The organism is Paenibacillus brevis (genome assembly GCF_018919145.1).
Classification (GTDB): domain Bacteria; phylum Bacillota; class Bacilli; order Paenibacillales; family Paenibacillaceae; genus Fontibacillus; species Fontibacillus brevis.
Genome location: NZ_JAHLQJ010000009.1, coordinates 62,183 through 80,239, shown reverse-complemented (window position 1 = coordinate 80,239; position 18,057 = coordinate 62,183). Strand labels below are relative to the sequence as shown.

The window sequence follows — 18,057 nt, the reverse complement described above, 5'->3', positions numbered from 1 at the left end:
GTAATTAGGTATTTCCGAACATTAAATTATTATATTCTAAAATCGTTCGAATGTTTGGAAATACAAGAAAAGAGCGCTTTGCAGGCGCTCCTCCTATAGCTTATTCATTTACAACGAATGTCTCCGATGGCATGGAATGCTGATCCATTGCCGTTACATGGGAAGTCACTTCATACTCTCCAGCTTCATCAAGTGACGTCTCCCACACATAAAGTCCGTCTCCCGAACTCGCTACCGTTTCCATGACATGTTGTTCATCAGTCGATCCGTCCGTTCTGCCTAATTCAAACATAACCTCTTTCGCATCATCCACCGGCTGATCCTGATAGGTCACTTTTGCCTCAAACCTGATGTTTTCCCCGACCTTCACCTCGCCCGGAATTACGGTCAACTCCACCAGAATCGCTTCCGTCACGCCGACAGAAGCATGGTTATACTGATCCTGTTTGTTTCCGCAACCCCCAAGGAGAAGGATTAAAGCGCATAATGCCGGCAGCAGCGATCTTTGTAGACATATTTTCATCTATCTTCCCCTCCTTTATTTCGATCATCAAGGTGATATCCTGTTCATCACTTAAGAAAGAGCTTCAATAATAGCATGCAGTTCTGACAAGTGCTCAATTTCATGGTGCGGAACGATCTCATCGGTACGCGGCTTATGCTCACGGTTCACCCATACTGTTGTCATTCCGGCTCCAAGTCCGCCACAAATATCAGTTGTTAGCTTATCGCCGACCATCAGACACTCATCTGCATTCAGCTCCAGTTTCTCCAATGCATGCTCAAAGATCGTCAAATCCGGTTTACCTTTCCCGAAAGATCCCGAAATAACAATATGATCAAAATAGGACGCCAGCTCAGGTACACCGTTAATCTTCTCTTGCTGCAGCGCCGGACATCCGTTCGTCAACAGCAGCAGCCTAACCTTCCCTTTCAGCTCGTCAAGAATGCGGAAGGTCTCTTCGTATACGTGAGGGCGGCTACGACGTTCCCTTCCAAACAGGTTAGCGAGTTCTTCGGCAAGTCGCTCATCATCCACACCAAGCGATAGCAGACCCCTACGCCACGATTCCTTGCGATAGACCGGAGCCAGTTGCTCCAGCTTGCGGAATTCCGGTTGTTCTCCCGCCGAAAAAGTAGCCCACAAGCCTTCGAACGGATTGATACCAATCATTTTTGTGAATGGGAATGTCTCATAAGACTCGTACAACTCTCTGGCTTCTCTGCGTACAGCTTCCTCCAGCCTAACCGGGTCGGTTCCGGCGGTTTCCTGTGCCTTCAGGCAGGTTGCCTCAAAAGCTTCACGGACGCTACGATCATCCCATAACAATGTATCGTCCAAGTCAAAACATACGGCCTTAATCGTCATTCCACTCGCACTCCCTGTCTAGATCTATTTTTTATTCCGTTTCAAACGCTACATGGTTCACTTTAGCATACTGCTCCAGATGAGCAGCCATTGCTTGAGTATCAAACAGATTGCGGCTGCGGGAAAATACCCAATTTACATCCTTGCTCTTAGGAACAATCGTGATCTTGTTGCGGTTTTTACTCACTTTGATCTTGCTGATATTGTTCGCTTCGATGATCTTGTCTCGGTTGTACTTGGATGTGTACAGCCAGGTTCTGTCGATTCTCAAATAGGGTCTTCTGAGGAAGATCATCAGAGCCAACAACAGGTACAAGACGATCGTCAGCCAGAAAATAGTAGAACTTAGCTCAGCCGTGTTTCCAATCGTTCCGATCACGCCATACAGGATTGCCAGGAGCGCTAATACGACAGGCAAAATAATCTTCCGGCCCTTAAAAATCTCACCATCACCTTTTGCGCCAAGCGCAGTTCGGGGATCCCTGTTCGATCTGGTCTTTACGGCAGGCCCCTTCCCGTTTTTGTACATCTTCTTTTGATTACGCTCCACTTTTCGGTCAAACGATCCCATTCTTGCTCCTCCTAGTTCAATGATGAAGTCAATATAGCTTTGCTTTATTTATCCACAATTTCGATGGATTCCAACTGCTGCCGGAAATTTCTCCGGACATTTTGCAGATAAACCTCACGCAGATGCGCTCTTTCCAGCTTTTCGTCTTCCGTTAAGCCCTCGGAATTGTTCTTCCGGGCCAGTTCGTTGATTCTTTGAATCAAAGCATCTATATCCATGGTGTCCCTCCTGACATCTAGTAGAAAAAATAATACAACAATCTTACTTTGACATGAGAAAAAGAGCTTGTCAAGGCAAGTCAGTCCTTGAGTCAAGCTCTTCCTGGGAAGCAATGAAATTGCTGTAAATCTGAACTCAATTAATGGAATAAATGCATCACCAACCTTTAAAGCTGATCAAGGCATTCTCAGGGTGTCGCCAACCCGGATATTACTTGAATGCAAGTCGTTAAAACGCTTGATTCTCTCTACATAGACACGAGTATCCTCGCTTGCAGGCTTATTATCCAAGGCAATCTCCCACAGCGTATCCCCTCCATGAACAATAACCACTGTGGCCGATTCCTGTTTATTCGAAGAACTGTCAGATGAAGCGAATGCAGAAACGACTCCTGTTCCCGTAACACTTAGAAGTAAAAGAAACAGGACCAGCTTTATAGCCCCCTTCCCCCATCTCTTCATACAGGATTCAAGAAAGGAAGCCGGCGAGGCCGATTCGGGTGTCTCATAGATACTCTTATATGTAGTGTATTTTAACATTATTATCATCCTCCAAACAAATGTTCTCGTTCTTGTTTTTTAATATAACACGAACACTTGTTTGATTCAATACTTTTTAGAACAATCGTTCCCTTTATTTTCGATTTAATTTAGAACTTATGTTTGTACGAACGACAGTTCTATGTTATAATTTTTCCAAACGTTACTAATGGGGGATATTGAAATGTCCAAGGTGTCCAGCCGTCAACAGGCAATACTAGAATTTATCCGCAACGAGGTCCGTATGAAAGGCTACCCACCCTCCGTCCGTGAGATCGGGGAAGCTGTTGGACTGGCATCCAGCTCGACCGTCCATGGTCATCTTGACCGTCTGGAGAAGAAAGGACTGATCCGCCGGGATCCTACCAAACCGAGAGCTATTGAAATACTCGGCCAAGAGGATGAGGATGGACTGGCTTTATTCACACATAGCATCGCCCGTGTTCCTGTCGTAGGCAAGGTAACAGCCGGTGTTCCTATCACGGCTACCGAGAATATCGAAGACTACTTCCCTCTTCCGCAGCACTACGGAGAAGAAGGAGAAGTATTTATGTTGTCCGTGGTGGGTGACAGCATGATCGAGGCTGGCATACATAGCGGAGACTTTGTCATCGTCAAGCAACAGCAGACCGCTAATAACGGAGATATTGTCGTTGCCATGAATGAAGATGATGAAGCTACCGTCAAGACCTTCTATAAAGAGAAGGACCATATTCGTCTTCAACCCGAGAATCCGACCATGGAGCCTATTCGCTTGAAGCAGGTTACCATTTTGGGCAAAGTTATTGGCTTGTTTCGGGATTTGCACTGATTTGATACAGTATATAGAAAAAGACGCCCTAGGGCGTCTTTTTTCGCATTCTTATGCATCAATCCCCCGAAGCCAACGGCCTCGGGGGATTCCTTGATTAATACAACGTCATATATTGATCTCTTTCCCAGTTGTGAACTTGCGTGCGGAAGATATCCCACTCGATTTCCTTCAATTCGAAGAAGTGGGTCAAGGCATGATCGCCGAGCGCTTCCGTAATGACCTCACTGCGGATCAATTCATTAATTGCTTCCTTCAGGTCAACCGGCAAGCTAGGGATCCCCTCTTCGATTCTTTCCTCTTCGGACATTACATAGATGTTGCGGTCCACCGGATCCACCAGCGAAAGCTTGTTCTTAATGCCGTCCAGGCCTGCCTTCAGCATAACTGCCAAAGCAAGGTATGGATTCGCAGCAGGATCCGGATTACGAACCTCAATCCGTGTACTCAGTCCGCGTGATGCAGGAATACGGATCATCGGGCTGCGGTTGCTGGAGGACCAGGCAACATAGCAAGGTGCTTCATAGCCAGGAACCAAACGCTTATAAGAGTTGACGGTCGGGTTAGTGATCGCTGCAAATGCACGAGCATGCTTCAGAATACCCGCCATGTAATGGCGAGCTTCTTGACTCAGTCCCAACGCATCGCTTTCCTCATAGAATGCATTCACATTGCCGCGGAACAACGACTGGTGACAGTGCATACCCGAACCGCTAACCCCGAACAACGGCTTCGGCATAAATGTCGCATGCAGTCCATGCTGACGGGCGATGGTCTTTACAACCAGCTTGAAGGTTTGAATTTGGTCTGCAGCTTTAATCGCATCCGCATATTTAAAATCGATTTCGTGCTGGCCCGGGGCAACTTCATGGTGAGAAGCTTCGATTTCAAAGCCCATCTCTTCCAGGGTCAATACGATTTCACGACGACAGTTCTCGCCAAGATCAGTAGGAGCAAGGTCAAAATATCCGCCTTGGTCATTCAGTTCCATGGTTGGATTGCCTTTTTCATCTGTCTTGAACAGGAAAAATTCCGGCTCAGGACCCACATTCATGGAAGTGTAGCCCATTTCTTCGGCTTCACGCAGTACCCGCTTCAGAATACCGCGAGGATCGCCGGCAAAAGGAGTACCGTCCGGCATATACACATCACAGATCAGACGGGCAACGCGGTCTTGTGCTACCCAAGGAAATACAACCCAGGTGTCCAGGTCCGGGAAGAGATACATATCAGATTCTTCGATACGTACATAGCCTTCGATGGAAGAACCGTCAAACATCATCTTGTTATCAAGCGCCTTCTCCAGCTGGCTCACCGGAATTTCAACGTTCTTGATGGTACCGAGCAGATCCGTGAACTGCAAGCGGATAAAGCGAACATTTTCTTCTTTGGCAATACGTGTAATATCTTCTCTAGTGTAACCCAAACTAATCTCTCCCCATATTTATAATTTGAAAAAGCTGGACAGTTCTCCCTGGATCAACGATACCTGGCCCGGCCGTGTTCCTCCAGTTAATAACTGCTGCTTTAGCATCCGGTACAGTTGGGAATCAGACATTTCCTTCCGCTTCACTTCGGTATCCTTCGTAATTACAGTAGCCTCTTGAGAATCCTTGGTCATCGGGTTCATCACCTGCTTGATGCCGGCAATATTAACTCCCTTATCAATTAGACCCTTGATCTCCAACAAGCGCTCCACATCGTTAAACGAGAACAATCGCTGATTGCCGGACGTACGTGCGGGAACGATTAATTGATGCTGCTCGTAATAACGAATTTGCCTAGCCGTTAAATCCGTGAGCTTCATTACAATTCCAATCGGAAACAAGGCCATATTTCTGCGAATTTCGTCACTCATCGCTCTCAACCTTCCAGTTAGATAATCATGTTATTATTCTATGTAAAGTATCCTGACATGTCAATACTTATGTTAGATTAACTCACAAAAGAAGTACCCCCTGACTTCATCAGGAAGGTACTTCTTCTTCATATCTTTTAGCCGGAAATCTCCAGCAGCTTGCGGTCCAGCATTAATTGCAGCGCAGTTAGAATACCGAATTTTACATGAGAATAGGTAAGTCCGCCTTGCATATAAGCAATATATGGCTCGCGGATCGGGGCATCTGCCGACAGTTCAAGGCTCCCTCCCTGAATAAAGGTGCCGGCGGCCATGATGACCGGATGCTCGTAGCCGGGCATGTCCCATGCTTCAGGCACTACATGCCCATCCACAGCTGCGGCTCGTTGTATGCCTTGTACGAAGGCAACAAGCTGCTCTTCACGGCCGAAAGAAATAGCTTGAATCAGATCGGTACGCTTCGCATTCCACGCGGGACGGCTCAAGAATCCGGCCTTGGCAAATACAGCTGCAGCCAAAATGCTTCCCTTCACAGCTTGTCCCACAATCACAGGAGCAAGGAACAGTCCTTGGTAGATGCCGCGGGTTGTACCCAGCATAGCGCCAACCTCTCCGCCAATCCCCGGCGCAGTCAAACGATACGCAGCCAATTCTACCAGCTTTGCTTTGCCACAGATATAACCTCCGGTTTCAGCTAAGCCTCCCCCCGGATTTTTAATCAGTGAGCCTGCGATTAAGTCAGCCCCTACCTGAGTCGGCTCCAGTTCCTCCGTAAACTCGCCGTAGCAGTTATCGACAAACACAATGCAATCGGGATGCAGGCGTTTTACTCTGGCCACCATTTCGCCGATCTCGGCAACCGAGAAGGAATCCCGCCAATCGTAGCCGCGTGAACGCTGGATTCCGATGACCTTGGTACGATCGGTAATTTTGGTACTGACCGTATCCCAATCCACGGTGCCATCGGCAAGCAACGAAACTTCATCATAACCGATTCCGAAATCCTGGAGCGATCCGGTGCCATCTCCCGGCGTACCAATTACCTTGTGCAAGGTATCATAAGGTGTTCCTGAAATGTATAAGAGTCGGTCGCCAGGACGAAGCACCCCAAACAGCGCCGTGGCAATCGTATGCGTCCCGGAAGCAAAATGCGGGCGCACAAGCGCGGCCTGCGCACCGAACACCTCGGCATAGACCTGGTCAAGAATCTCTCTTCCTCGGTCATTGTAAGCATAACCGGTCGATCCGGCAAAATGAAAGTCGCTGACCTGAAACTTCTGGAAGGCCTCGATCACCTTCCATTGATTCAAATCTGCGATCCGGTCCATCTCGCGGAACTTGTCAGTCACCTGCTCCTCCGCCTCTTGAACCCAGCGGACAATCTCTTCTGAAAATGCTGCCATGTTGATAATCCCTCTCCCATTCAAATTCAAACAAATGAATAACTTAATGCTTCAGTGGCTCTTCCTGCTCTTTGGTAGCAAACGGAGCCAGCAAGTAAGCATATTTATCATATTCACCCCGGCTGACATCGATCGAATAAATGGTATCCGTTTCGTCATACCGATGATTTATAACTTGTCCGATCCTGTATAGTACAGGCGTCAAGTCTCCCCTGGCGGCCGGAATCCGGAACGTACGCAGTCCGCCTGACAGGGATTCTTGCACGGCCTCACGAATACGGTTCATATCATGCTCATTAAAGGCGCTTACCTTCAGGTAACCGCTGCCCCCATGCAGCATCTCCTTCTGACGCTCTTCACAGAGATCCATTTTATTATAGAGCACAAGCTGCGGCTTTCCTCCTGCCCCCAGCTCATGAAGAATACGGTCCACTACCTCCTGCTGTTCCTCCCGCATTGCGGACGATGCGTCGATGACATGCAGAATCAGATCAGCCTCATTGACCTCCTCCAGCGTCGCACGGAAGGCCGCCACCAGATCATGAGGAAGATTCTGTATAAAGCCAACGGTATCGGTTAATACCACTTCTCTGCCCCCGGGCAGTTCCATCGTTCTCGAGGTTGGATCCAGCGTAGCAAACAGCCGGTTCTCAATCAATACATCCGCATCTGTCAACGCTTTTAACAAAGTCGATTTTCCTGCATTGGTGTAGCCTACCAGCGCAACCTGGACAATACCGGTTTCCTTTCTTCTGGAACGGTGCAGTTGGCGATGCCGGGTTACTTCATGAAGCTGCCGCTTTAATTCCCCTATTCGTCTGCGGATATGACGTCTGTCGGTCTCCAGCTTACTCTCACCCGGACCCCGGGTTCCGATACCGCCGCCTAACCGGGACAGATTCTTGCCGTGCCCGGATAATCTCGGAAGCAGATAAGTCAACTGGGCAAGCTCTACCTGGATGATCCCCTCCCGGGTTCTGGCACGCTGTGCAAAAATGTCCAGGATCAGCTGAGTACGGTCAATGATCCGCACATCAAGCAGCTGTTCCAGATTACGTACCTGCGCTCCGGACAGCTCTTGATCGAAAATCGCCGTATTTGCCTCCTGCTCCTGGAGCAGTTCCTTCAACTCCAGCACCTTGCCTTTGCCCAGCAAAAAACGGGGGTCCGGCCTGTCCCGATACTGAACTATCTGCCCGGTAACCTCAACCCCCGCCGTATCAGCCAGTTGAATCAATTCGTCCAGCGAATTTTCCGGTGATATCCCTTCTTTCTTCATATCCGGCGTGATCAGACTGGCTACAACAGCCCGATCGGGTTCCATCGTCCTGGTCTCATAGGTTAATCTTGACATGACTTGATAAGCCCTCATTTCTTCTCTAGCTTCAAATCCTCAGTTCGAATGGTCATCAGTTCCAGCTTGCCTGGCGATCCGCCGCTGTATTGCTGAAGCAGCCGGACAGCCTGCTGGCGGATAGACCGCTCAATCACATTGCGGACATATCTGGCATTACTGAAAAGATGTTCCGTCTCACATTTCTCTTGAACCAAATGCTGCTTAATTTTGAGTATCGCCTGAGGCATCAAAATATAATCCCGTTCCTTAACCATTCCTTCAGCAATTTGAATTAATTGATCAATCGAGTAATCCGGAAAATCCATCTGAATCGGAAAACGGGACGGCAGCCCTGGATTTGTAGCCAGAAAGAAATCCATTTCATCAGAGTAACCAGCTAAAATCAAGATGAATTGATTCTTCTGGTCCTCCATCGCTTTTACAAGTGTATCAATCGCTTCCTTGCCGAAGTCCTTATCTCCGCCGCGAGCCAGACTGTAGGCTTCATCGATGAAAAGAATGCCTCCCAGCGCCTTCTTGATTAGGTCTCTCGTCTTCTGTGCGGTGTGTCCGATATATTCGCCGACAAGATCAGCTCTCTCCACCTCGATCAAATGCCCCTTACTGAGAACTCCCATCCGCTGAAACATTTTGGCGACGATTCTTGCTACCGTGGTCTTTCCTGTTCCCGGGTTCCCCTTAAACACCATATGGAATACCTGAGGGTCTGATATCAGACCTGCCTCCGAACGCATTGCCGCAATTTGCAGCAGAGCGAATATCTCAAACATGAATTCCTTAATATGATCCAGACCTACAAGGCCGTCTAATTCCTTTTGAAGCTCATGGAACAGGTTTTGCTGCTGAGGATTGCCCTTGGTTCCCGCGATCTGCTGCCCTTCACTCTCTTGGGTCTGAGGCTGGGATACAACCGGAGGCTCGGAACTTCGAAGAATGACGTTAATCTGTCTTGAAGGTCGCTCTTCAGGAAATCCGCTTCTGGCCACAACACGTCCTGACATCTATGGATCACCTCTAACCAATGGGATTAGCTAATAGAGAGGTTGTTCAAAAGCTGACTTTTTGAACACGCTTATAGAATGTATTCTCTCTTCTGCTCCGTTATTAGAAGTTTTGCTATTTCCAGCCCAGGACGAGCCTGATCTGATCCATCTTCCACTTCGTGTAAGCCAGGACCTCCCGCAAAACGGTTTGATTAGGCTTTAGAACCTTCGTCTCCGTTAGGGATAGCCCCGGGTGATCGTAATTCAGCATCTCTGCAATCTCGTAGGCCCGGTTTCCATGATAGGTATGTGTGATAATGACTGATGATTTCAGACCGTGATCCTCCATGATCTCCCGGCTGAATAACAAATTCTCATAGGTGCTTGTTGATTCATTCTCCAACAGGAGCGCTTCTTCAGGGATCCCGTGCGAGATCAGAAAGTTAGCCATCCCCTCCGCCTCGGTATACTTGTAATCCGGCTTATCCAGTCCGCCGGTCAGGATGAGCTTTTCGAACTTGCCCGCTCTATAATCTGCCAATGCCTGATTCAGACGCTCCTGCAACCCCGGACTTGGCGTATCGCCCCACATAGAGGCTCCAAGGACGATCCCTGCATCGGCTGGCTTCTGGTCATATCTGTTCACTGCCGGATTCCGGTCAACACTGCCGATTTGATACAGGCAAAATCCGATCCACAGCAACCCGGCCAGCACGCAGCACACAAGAAAAAGCAGGAGACGTCGACGCATCCCGCTTGTCCTGCGCCTAGATACCGCTACAACCGGTCTAGTCCGATAATCCATCTTTGCCTCCTGTTCGCGGTGGATTCAGCTCAAAGGCATGCTTCTTGAAATCCTCCAGAGACATCGAAAAATAAGGGAACCGATGAGCACGGATCTCCCCAAGCAGCTCACGAGCCGTCTCTGTCGCCAGATCATAATCCTTAACCGTAATCGAGCCTTTGCCCAAAGCATCGTCTAGCTCATCCTCATCCAGCAGGAAGACCTCTCCATTCCGAAGCACCACAATATCCAGGTATAAATCATCGAACCAGGGCACGCCTTGATCTGTAACTCCCTGGGTTTTGCACACATCAATATACCATTCCACGATCTCGCCTTGATTGTCAAACATCGCGGTCACGATAAAGTGTGCCCCCTTTGGATAATACTGGAGCCAAGTGTAGCCCTTGTCGGCAATACGGAACGTATGCCCTCCGTAGGTTTTCCAGAGGGGGTCTCTCAAGGCATGGATATTGTACAGCGTCATATAGCCTGTAAATGCTTCGCTTTCCACATACTTGGATTTGAACTGGCGCTGGGTAATGCGCCGCCAATTCGCACGGTCTCCGAATTTTCTCTTCATAGGCTGATCCCTTTCAACACAATGTATAATCAGCTTACCATATTTGATAGGGAGTCTCAAAAATGAAATTTGGAGTTCATAGGTTTTCATAAAAAAACAGGACATCGGCCCTAAGCCGATGCCCTGTTTCACTTCTGTCTATAGCGGATTATCCGCCGGTATTCGGATCTCCTTGCACCTGGGCAGCCGGATCATCTCCGCCCTGTCCTTCCTGTGCTGATCCGTCTATATCCCCGTTGCCCGGAGGCTCCTCTCCGCCCCCGCCCGGATTGCCGCCGCCTTGTCCCTGATCAGGATTTTGGCCGTTCTGATTTCCGTTGCTGCCGTTATCGCTATTGCCGGGACCATTTCCATTGTCGGTTCCATTCCCTTGTCCCGAACCAGGACCTTGACCGTTGCCGCCTTCCTGTCCGGTGTCATTCCCCGAACCCGGGTCAACAATGATGCCATCGTCAGGATCGATATCGTCCATTGGAGGATCATCTGCCACAATCAGCACCTGTGCAATATTGGACGGATCGCTTTCTTCATCATTGGCCGGATCATAAGCAGTTACATAGTATTCATAACCGGAACCAACCTCTGCTGCGATATCCTCTGCAGATGTTGCTTGGGTCTCATAATACAATGCAAAGTCCATTTCCGTAAGTGCTCTACGATAGAGACGATATACCGCTCCTTCGGTATCCACGCCATCCCAGGTCAAGGCAATAATGCCTGTATCCTTATTGTAAGAAGCGGACAGGTTGGCAGGATTCAGAACCAGTTCTTCTTCCGGCTCAACCGGCTCCAGATCAGCCGGCACCGGGAAGTCCTTCACAGGATATCCTGCCAAAGCTTCCTTCATAATCGTTGCGAACAGACTAGCGGCCTGGCCGCTGCTGCCGTTGAGCAGATGATTTTTATCAGGCTGATCATAGCCCATCCAGATCGATGCGGTCCATTCCGGCGTATAGCCTACGAACCAGACATCTCTGTTCTTGCTGCTCTTAAGTCCGCTAATTCCGTGCTGCGTTGTTCCCGTCTTGCCGGCTACGGGACGGTCGATCTTGGCCCGTTTCCCTGTCCCGTCATTGATAACATTCTGCAACATGCTCGTCATATAATAAGCGGTCTGTTCGGAAATCACCCGCTTCGTCTTAGGAGCATTGTATTTGTATTTCTCTACACCATCATGATCCTGAATCGACTTGATGGAGTAAGGCGCATTGTAATTGCCCCCATTAGCAAATACGCTGAAGGCTCCTGCCATCTCGAGGGTATTCGTGCCATAGGTAAGTCCGCCAAGCGCAATCGCAAGATTGCGGTCGTCCTTATCCATCGTAATTCCCATATCCGTAGCCATCTTCAAGCCTGCGCCAACGCCTACTTCATTAAGAAGCCAGACAGAGGGGATGTTTTCCGATTTCGTTAATGCAGTAGTCATATCAATTGTTTTGGAATAGCCGTGCAGGTTTTTTGGACAATAGTCGCCGAAGCACTGCTGCTCATTGCTGATCAGAGAGTTAGGTGTGAACTTGCCGCTCTCGAGTGCAGGAGCATAGGAGACGATCGGCTTGAACGTTGACCCCGGCTGACGGCGGCTTGTTACCCGGCTGAAGCCTTTACGCTCATAATCGCGGCCGCCCAGCAGGGCGATCAGACTTCCATTCTCATGATTCTGAATAACAATGGATGCCTGTACCTGCTGATCATCGACGCTTTTTTCAAAGAAATCGTCATTGGCAAAGGCCTTTTCTACAGCTTTTTGTGCTTGAATGTCCATCGTCGTATAGATTTTATAACCGCCACGGTTCAATTGGTCTTCCGTCAACCCGAACTTCTCTTCGGCTTCCTTCACCACATAATCGATAAATCCCTGATAGCTGCCGCTTTTGTCCGGTGCCGCGTAGGTATAATCCACCGCTTTGGCCTGATCCCGCTCCGCTGCAGTAATATAGCCCTCTTGGTACATCAGCTCCAGGACGACAGCACGCCGCTGCTTGGACTGCTCAGGATTAGCGACCGGGTTGTAGATAGACGGACCTTTAGGAATTGCCGCCAGAGTCGCTATTTCCCATAGCTCAAGCTCGTTCAGATCGCTCTTCCCGAAGTAGCGCTGGGATGCCGCCTTGATACCGTAGGACTTCTGACCGAAGAAAATCCGGTTTAAATACATCGTCAAAATTTCATCCTTCGTATTGTGGCGCTCCAAGGCCATTGCAATCGACATTTCTGTTGCCTTCCGAAAGAAGGTCTTGTCAAAGTCCAAGAACATGTTCTTCGCTAATTGCTGGGTGATGGTACTTCCCCCTTCAACAAGCGAGCGTGCCATGATATCCTTGACCGCAGCCCGGCCGATCGCCCACAAATCGATCCCGTTATGCTCGTCAAAGCGACGGTCCTCAGTCGCCTTGAATGCATCTTTCAACAACTCAGGGATATCTTCCTCTTCCACAGGTTCGCTCCGGTTGACCGACAGCTCACCCATTAATTTGCCTGTGCGGTCGTAAACTTTGGAGGTCTCGTAAATAAACAGCTTGTCTTGATTCTCGGCCAGAATCTTCTCGCCGCTGATCGTAATGTACATATAGCCTGCAATCGCGCAGAAAATCGCAAAGGCAATCGTGAAGAACGAGGTCCACAACAGCTTTTTCGTGGTGATCCGTTTCTTTTTCTTTTTCTGTCCCTGGGATGCCCCTTGCTTTTGTGCCGGCTTGCTGCTTCTCTCCAGTCTGGAAGTTCTCTTGTCTGGCATGGTGTTGACTCCCTTCTTACCGATCTTTCGATCCTCTCTCTACTTTACTTAAAGAGGTTGTTCAAAAAGTTCCCTTTTGATCACGAAGTGTTTCAAGAGGATCATTCGACGTCGAATCTTGCGTTCACCCTAGAACTCCGGTACTCATGTAGGGTCTGCCTACATTCCGTTCCTCCTTCTTCGGATTCCCGCAACCTTCTCGGTGCTGAAAAGTTGACTTTTTGAACTCGCATTATAACTGCGAGCATTACATTGAATTGGCCCCGGAAAGAAAAGAACAACCTCTCTCAGGTTGCTCCACTCTTCTTCCTATACACTTAAACGTCTTGCAATTTAAAAAGTTTCAGATGTCTTATGCATCATTTTGGGTTTCTTGCATCAGGGACACGTTGCGCTGCGGCTGGAAAGTCGAAATCGCATGCTTGTACACCATTTGTTGACGGCCGTCACTGTCGATTACGATGATATAGTTGTCAAATGCCTTGATTGTCCCTCTGATCTGGAAACCGTTCGTCAGAAACACCGTAACAGGAATACTCTCTTTGCGCATTTGATTCAGGAATGTATCTTGGATATTAATGGACTTGTTCATTAGCCGTACCCCCAATAGGAATCATTTAGTGTTTAGAATTATATTCAATATCTGATGAAAACTTTCCTGCTATTATAGCCTGTGCTTCCATGAAAATTGACTGAAAATTTTGGCCGTCCCCCACATCGATCCAGGAAATATCCTTCATGTGGCGGAACCAGGATAACTGCCGCTTGGCAAAATGACGGGTATCCCGTTTCAATTTGTACACCGCAGCCTCCAGTGGAACTTCATCCTCCAGATGCTCGATGATTTCCTTGTAGCCAAGTCCCTGCATGGATACCGTATCCCGTGGAATTCCTCTCTCCAGAAGCTGGCGAACCTCCTCAACCAGTCCTGAAGCGACCATTTCGTCAATACGCTGTTCAATACGGTTATATAGCATTTGACGGTCCATTGTCAAACCGATGAGGCAGAGTTCATACGGAGATTCCCTCTTTTGCCGCTCCAGACTCGCAGATAACCGTTCACCTGTGACATGGAATACCTCAAGAGCCCGGATCACCCTCCGGATATCATTGGGGTGCAGCCGCTCAGCGGATTTCGGATCGACCTCGGCCAGCTTGGCATGAAGCGCCTCCGGTCCCTCCAGCTCATAGATTTGCTGCTGACGTGCCCGGAACTCTTCATCGGCAGAAGCCTCGGTGAACTGAAAGCCATAGCAGACGGATTCAATATACAAGCCCGTACCACCTACTATGAATGGCAGGCGGCCTCTGGCATGGATCTCCGGAATCAACTGCCCGCACCATTCCTGAAACAGCGCGACCGAGAACGGTTCGTCCGGCTCCAGCACATCAATCAGGTGATGAGGAATGCCCTGCGTTTCTTCAAGGGTTATTTTAGCGGTTCCGATATCCATTCCCCGGTACACCTGCATGGAATCCCCGGAAATAATCTCGCAGGAGAATGCCTTGGCCAGCTCAATGCTCAGCCTTGTCTTGCCTACTGCTGTCGGACCAAGTAAGACCACCAGCTTCGGTTTATCCAATGTTGTCAAGCTCAATCACTCCGTACACAATTTTGGCCTGGGAACGGCGGCAGATCGTAAAGCCCAAACGCTGAAATTCACCGCTGTCTTTCTTTTCCTTCAGCATGACGACCTTGCGCGCTACCCGGCAAGCCTCCTGAACAGCTTCCCGGGTAAGGCAGCTGTTATTCGCAAATGCTCTCAGCGGGGAGATCGCTGACGATTCCGCCACCGGATCCCGGAACATGGGATCAAAGTAGACAACATCGGCGCTCTTATCCGGCAGCCCCTTTAAGGCTTCCAGATGATCGCTGCGCACCAGCTCGATCCGCCGAAGCGCCTCATCAAACTCTTTTACCCCGGATACATAGTTAGCAAAACCTTCATGAAGCAAACTCCACAGCGGAAGGGATTGCTCGAGCGCAAGGACCTTTCCGGCAGCTCCGGCTCCCAACGAGAATATCGCCGAATCCGAGCCTAGCCCGGCGGTGCAATCCACCACGGAATCCCCCGGCAGCAGCTTCGCCGCCTCCAGCATCGGATCGCGCTCCCCGCGCAGGACCCGCTTCGCACGGACAAAAGACATGCTGGGATGAAAGTGCATATCCTCCTCATTCTGCCGATAAAGCCTTGCCCCACCTTCGAGAACCACTAATATGTCCCCGTCCCCCGTTTGAAGGCTCATCTTTGAAAGAGAGGTTCTGTTCCTAGGAAGGTAGCGCACGCCTGTCTTCGCAGCAAGGCTCTCGGCTCTTCTCACGGTTGCCTGGGCCGGATGATCTCCTGTTGTTATAATCACTGGCGCTCGTTCCTCCGTTCTCTATAGTTGATCGAAAGGTGACTTTTTGAACTACCTCTTTACATACGTGTTCAAAAAGATAGCTTTTCAGCGCCGAGAAGGTTGCGAGAACCCGAAGAAGGAGGAACGGAGTGTAGGCAATACCTACACGAGTGAAATGCTTCCAAAGGAAGCATACCTCGTAAGCATCCGCTTGGACTTCGAGGGTGAACGCAAGATTCGATGTCGAATCAACCTCTCGTAACACTTCGTGATCAAAAGATAACTTTTTGAACTTCCTTACATGACCCGCTTGAATAATTTTTCCAGATCATAGTTACTAAAGGAAATGACAATTGGCCGCCCGTGAGGGCAGGTATAAGGCTGCTTGCAGCTGGCCAATCGGGCAAGCAGAGTGTCTGCCTCCTCATTTGTCAGCTTTTGATTCGCTTTGATCGAGGCCTTGCAGGAGACCATAATGGATGATTTCTCCCGAAGCTTGGCCAAATCCAATTGGCGTTCATTCAACACCCACTCAGCCATCTCCGTTATGATCGAGGCCTCTTCTCCTTCCGGAAACCAGTAAGGATAAGCAGCAACGCGGAATGTTCCGCCTCCAAAAGGCTCAAGAATCACACCCGCCTGCTCAAACCAGCTAAGGCGATCCTTCAGCTTCTCCGCCTCGGCAGGCGTAAATTCAAGCGTCAAAGGCAGCAGCAGCTCCTGGGACGCATCGGCTGGTTTGCCGAATTTCTCGTAGTAATATTCGTAATTCACCCGTTCATGGGCCGCATGCTGATCGATCAAGTACAGCCCCTGCTCATCTTGAGCGATCAGGTAAGTGCCATGGTGCTGCCCGATCAGGGTCAGCTCCGGAAAGGCCGGCAGCTCCGGCGATGCGTCCGGAGCGCTATACAGCGCGTCGGCATCGGCAGGCCGCGCCGGCTGTGCCGCCGCCCCGCGCGAAGCGGGCGGCGCAGAGCTCGGCTGCGCGGCTCCGCCTGCGCTGCCGGCAAAGCTGCCCGGCGCCGGGCGCTCGCGCAGCGCCGATGGCCACCCCGCGGCAGCCGCTTCGCGGGCCGCAGGGCTGGTGTAGTCGCCGCTGGCTGGAGCGGCGCCGGGCAAGGCCTGTCCGGCCGTCTCATGAGCCGGCCGCGGCACCGCCGCAGCCGCAGGCGCGGCGGATTCTGCGCTGCTGTCCGGCCGGAAGGCCGGGAAGCGCAGCTGCTCCTGGATCACCGATCCGGAGCCTGGCTTACCGAGCGGCTGCTTGGCGACCTGAGGAATCAGCACCTGCTGTGACAAGGCCTGCCGCAGCGTCTCCTCCACAAAGGCATTCAGCTCGATCTCCTTGCTGAAGCGAACCTCCAGCTTGGCCGGGTGCACGTTCACGTCAACCAGTGACGGGTGCATCTCCAGTTGAAGCACCACCAGCGGATAGCGGTTGATCGGAAGCAACGTATGGTATGCGCGCAGAACACTTTGCTGCAGACCCGTATTCCGGATATACCGGCCGTTAATGATCGTCGACATGCCGGTCCGGCTGGAACGGGTCAGCTCCGGAAGACCGATAAAGCCGGTAACCCGGTAATCAAGATTCTCTCCTTCGATAGGGATCATTGCTTTCGAAGTATTGATCCCGTAGATTGCAGCAATGACCTGGAGCAGGCCGCCGCTCCCCCCGGTTTGGAGGAGCGTATTGCCGTTATGCCTGAGACTGAACGATATTTCAGGATGGGCCAAAGCCTGCCGGTACATCACATCCGACACATGCCCCAGCTCCGTCTGAATCGTCTTCATATATTTAAGCCTGGCCGGTGTGTTGTAAAATAATTCCTTAATGGTAATATCCGTTCCCTGAGGCGCTGCGGTCAGCTCATTCTCCTTCAGCGTGCCGCCTTCAATTGCGATTACGCGGCCAAGGCCGCTGTCGTCGGCAGAGGATACAAGACGGACCTTGGAAACGGCCGCAATACTGGGCAATGCCTCCCCGCGGAAGCCAAGGCTTCGGATCTGGAACAGGTCCCGCCCGTTTGCAAGCTTGCTGGTAGCATGACGATAAAAAGCCTTTTCGCAGTCATCCGACTCGATCCCCAAGCCGTTATCCGTGACCTTGATCAGCTCCAGTCCGCCTTCCTCCACTTGAACCTCAATTTTGGAGGCGCCAGAGTCTACGGAGTTCTCGACCAACTCCTTCACCACTGAAGCAGGACGCTCCACAACCTCGCCCGCCGCGATCTGGTTTGCAATATGCTCATCCAGTACCGTTATTTTTGCCATGCATGTTCCCCTCCCGTCAACTATACTAGTTGAACTAAAGATTTGTACACGAGAGACAACGTGTGAAGTGTTCTTACGATCGCTGTTGTTCGCGGATTTCTTGGACTGAACTAAGCCATCTTAAAGTAGAAATCCGCTCACAAAGGCGAACGCTAACGCTTCTACTGAACACTTCACACTTATGCCCTTTCTGTGTAGCTTTCTAGTTCAACCTATATATACC

General features: G+C 50.2%; 18 protein-coding genes. 1 reads left to right on the top strand and 17 read right to left on the bottom strand.

Annotated elements, in window-relative coordinates:
* Positions 1–100: 100 nt before the first annotated feature.
* The 5 genes from KQJ23_RS11710 to KQJ23_RS11690 all read right to left on the bottom strand — a co-directional run bounded on the left by KQJ23_RS11710 (position 101) and on the right by KQJ23_RS11690 (position 2,698).
* Complete coding sequence (locus KQJ23_RS11710; protein WP_216479068.1) at positions 101–523, bottom strand: FixH family protein; 423 nt, start codon at positions 521–523, stop codon at positions 101–103.
* A 51-nt stretch (positions 524–574) separates the two neighbouring features.
* Positions 575–1,369, bottom strand: a complete 795-nt coding sequence (locus tag KQJ23_RS11705) for an HAD family hydrolase (protein WP_216479067.1) — start codon at positions 1,367–1,369, stop codon at positions 575–577.
* Between the two features lie 31 nt (positions 1,370–1,400).
* Positions 1,401–1,940 carry a DUF4153 domain-containing protein gene (locus KQJ23_RS11700; RefSeq protein WP_216479066.1) on the bottom strand — a complete coding sequence of 180 codons (540 nt, stop codon included), beginning with the start codon at positions 1,938–1,940 and terminating at the stop codon, positions 1,401–1,403.
* Positions 1,941–1,984: 44 nt separating this feature from the next.
* Entirely contained in the window at positions 1,985–2,158 is a 174-nt protein-coding gene (locus KQJ23_RS11695) for a DUF896 domain-containing protein (RefSeq protein WP_071784176.1), read from the bottom strand.
* Positions 2,159–2,335: 177 nt separating this feature from the next.
* Positions 2,336–2,698, bottom strand: a complete 363-nt coding sequence (locus KQJ23_RS11690; RefSeq protein WP_216479065.1) for a LysM peptidoglycan-binding domain-containing protein — start codon at positions 2,696–2,698, stop codon at positions 2,336–2,338.
* Between the two features lie 184 nt (positions 2,699–2,882).
* On the opposite strand from KQJ23_RS11690, the gene lexA reads away from it, so the two are divergent.
* Complete coding sequence (lexA, locus tag KQJ23_RS11685; protein ID WP_044478777.1) at positions 2,883–3,509, top strand: transcriptional repressor LexA; 627 nt, start codon at positions 2,883–2,885, stop codon at positions 3,507–3,509.
* 97 nt (positions 3,510–3,606) lie between these two features.
* On the opposite strand, the gene glnA is transcribed toward lexA, so the two are convergent.
* The 12 genes from glnA to mutL form a co-directional block, all read right to left on the bottom strand.
* Entirely contained in the window at positions 3,607–4,935 is a 1,329-nt protein-coding gene (gene glnA / locus KQJ23_RS11680) for a type I glutamate--ammonia ligase (RefSeq protein WP_216479064.1), read from the bottom strand.
* A gap of 18 nt (positions 4,936–4,953) precedes the next feature.
* Entirely contained in the window at positions 4,954–5,367 is a 414-nt protein-coding gene (locus tag KQJ23_RS11675) for a MerR family transcriptional regulator (protein ID WP_044478780.1), read from the bottom strand.
* Positions 5,368–5,504: 137 nt separating this feature from the next.
* Positions 5,505–6,770 (bottom strand): methionine gamma-lyase family protein, encoded by a 1,266-nt coding sequence (locus tag KQJ23_RS11670; RefSeq protein ID WP_216479063.1) that lies wholly within the window; start codon positions 6,768–6,770, stop codon positions 5,505–5,507.
* Positions 6,771–6,813: 43 nt separating this feature from the next.
* Entirely contained in the window at positions 6,814–8,124 is a 1,311-nt protein-coding gene (hflX, locus tag KQJ23_RS11665) for a GTPase HflX (protein WP_216479062.1), read from the bottom strand.
* Positions 8,125–8,138: 14 nt separating this feature from the next.
* Positions 8,139–9,128, bottom strand: a complete 990-nt coding sequence (locus KQJ23_RS11660; protein WP_216479061.1) for an AAA family ATPase — start codon at positions 9,126–9,128, stop codon at positions 8,139–8,141.
* Between the two features lie 115 nt (positions 9,129–9,243).
* Positions 9,244–9,915 carry a YdcF family protein gene (locus tag KQJ23_RS11655; RefSeq protein WP_216479060.1) on the bottom strand — a complete coding sequence of 224 codons (672 nt, stop codon included), beginning with the start codon at positions 9,913–9,915 and terminating at the stop codon, positions 9,244–9,246.
* Positions 9,899–10,477 (bottom strand): ribonuclease FAU-1 family protein, encoded by a 579-nt coding sequence (locus KQJ23_RS11650; protein WP_216479059.1) that lies wholly within the window; start codon positions 10,475–10,477, stop codon positions 9,899–9,901. Before KQJ23_RS11650 ends, KQJ23_RS11655 begins: the two co-directional genes overlap by 17 nt.
* A gap of 148 nt (positions 10,478–10,625) precedes the next feature.
* Positions 10,626–13,214, bottom strand: coding sequence for a transglycosylase domain-containing protein (locus KQJ23_RS11645; RefSeq protein ID WP_216479058.1), 2,589 nt, complete (start codon positions 13,212–13,214; stop codon positions 10,626–10,628).
* 352 nt (positions 13,215–13,566) lie between these two features.
* Complete coding sequence (hfq, locus tag KQJ23_RS11640) at positions 13,567–13,806, bottom strand: RNA chaperone Hfq (protein ID WP_216479057.1); 240 nt, start codon at positions 13,804–13,806, stop codon at positions 13,567–13,569.
* A gap of 25 nt (positions 13,807–13,831) precedes the next feature.
* On the bottom strand, positions 13,832–14,806 hold the full coding sequence (gene miaA, locus KQJ23_RS11635; protein WP_216479056.1) for a tRNA (adenosine(37)-N6)-dimethylallyltransferase MiaA: 975 nt from the start codon (positions 14,804–14,806) through the stop codon (positions 13,832–13,834).
* A complete protein-coding gene (locus tag KQJ23_RS11630; protein WP_216479055.1) occupies positions 14,790–15,575 on the bottom strand; it encodes a class I SAM-dependent methyltransferase in 786 nt (261 codons plus the stop codon). The genes miaA and KQJ23_RS11630 overlap by 17 nt, the downstream gene beginning before the upstream one ends.
* A gap of 279 nt (positions 15,576–15,854) precedes the next feature.
* Positions 15,855–17,834, bottom strand: coding sequence for a DNA mismatch repair endonuclease MutL (mutL, locus tag KQJ23_RS11625; RefSeq protein ID WP_216479054.1), 1,980 nt, complete (start codon positions 17,832–17,834; stop codon positions 15,855–15,857).
* Positions 17,835–18,057: the final 223 nt, after the last annotated feature.